1 protein-coding gene is annotated in these 1,375 nt (G+C 73.0%); it reads left to right on the top strand.

Translation table 11 applies throughout. The features are described 5' to 3' along the window. The first annotated feature begins 404 nt into the window (after window positions 1-404). Complete coding sequence (locus tag VR45_RS41480) at window positions 405-1,163, top strand: DeoR/GlpR family DNA-binding transcription regulator (RefSeq protein ID WP_045945163.1); 759 nt, start codon at window positions 405-407, stop codon at window positions 1,161-1,163. The last annotated feature ends 212 nt before the right edge of the window (window positions 1,164-1,375 follow it).

The raw sequence follows: 1,375 nt of genomic DNA on the forward strand, positions 1-1,375 counted from the left end.
GGTGTACCCGGTCAGGTCGAGGTCGCCGGGCGTGGCGGTACCGCCGAGGCCGGCGATGGTCGTCCCCCCGATCGAGAGCCGGCCGTTCTCCACGACGCCGCCGGGCAGGACCAGCCGGGCGCCGGACAGTGCGAGTCGGTCCGCGGTCATGCGGTCACCTCCGGGAAGAGGACGCGGGCCACCGCCCTCCCGCCCCGCCGGTCGGATCGTGGCGGCGGGGCAGCGGTCGGCAGCGCGCGTCGATCAAAACTGTTCGCTGTGCCGGGTACTTTAATCAGTTCCGAGCAGCTTGCCGCGAGGTCGACTTGTCGTATACCTGCCGCCCTGCCTGCGCCGAAGCGCCGTTCCCCGGTTCCGGAAGCCGCCGCTGCGGTACGGACCAAGCCTCGTCTAGACTCCCCGACATGCTCAAAGCTGACCGGACCGCCAAGATCCTCGCTCATGTCACCGAAGCGGGGAGCGCCGACGTGCACGCGCTGGCGGAGTTGCTGGGCGTCTCCACCGCGACGGTCCGGCGCGACCTCCAGGAGCTCCACGACCAGGGTCTGCTGCACCGCACCCGCGGCGGCGCCGTGACCGGCACCGTCAATCTGGAGCTGCCGCTGCGCCACCGGCACGGCAAGCGTCAGGCCGAGAAGCGCCGGATCGCCCTGGCGGCCGAACGCCTGGTGCCGGAGGGCGCCGTGGTCGGCCTGACCGGGGGCACCACGACCAGCGAGCTCGCCCGGGTGCTCGCCGAGCGCGGCGGGGTCACCATCGTGACCAACGCGGTCAACATCGCGGCCGACCTGATCGTCCGGCCGGAGATCCGCCTGGTGGTGGTCGGCGGCATCGCGCGGTCGGCCAGCTACGAACTGGTCGGGCCGGCGGCCGAGCGGATGCTCTCGCAGTACCACCTGGACGTCGCCTTCATCGGCGTCGACGGCCTCACCGCCAGCGAGGGCTGCACCACGCACGACGAGATGGAGGCCCATACCGACCAGGCCTTCCTGCGCAGTGCCGCGCGCTCCGTCGTCCTGGCGGACAGCAGCAAGGTCGGACTGGTGACCTTCGCCGCGATCTGCCCGCTGACGGACATCCACGACCTCGTCACCGACGACGGGCTGACCGGCGCCCAGGAGAAGGCCGTCACCGGCTGCGGCGTGCGGGTGCTGCGCGCCTGACCCCGGCCGCCCGGCCCCGCCTGCCCCCCGCACCCGCACCCGCACCCGCACCCCGGCCCCGCACCCGCGACGGCCGCGACCCGCCGCCGGGGGCTCCGGCGACTGCGCGCCCGCCGGCACGCATGCCAACGTGCACACTCCGTGCTTTTGCACCCCTTGCAAACAAATTTGAGCAGAGGACCGCACTCCGCTCCCCCACCCGCCCACCCACG

It is taken from the genome of Streptomyces sp. NRRL S-495, assembly GCF_000966955.1.
Classification (GTDB): Bacteria; Actinomycetota; Actinomycetes; order Streptomycetales; family Streptomycetaceae; genus Kitasatospora; species Kitasatospora purpeofusca.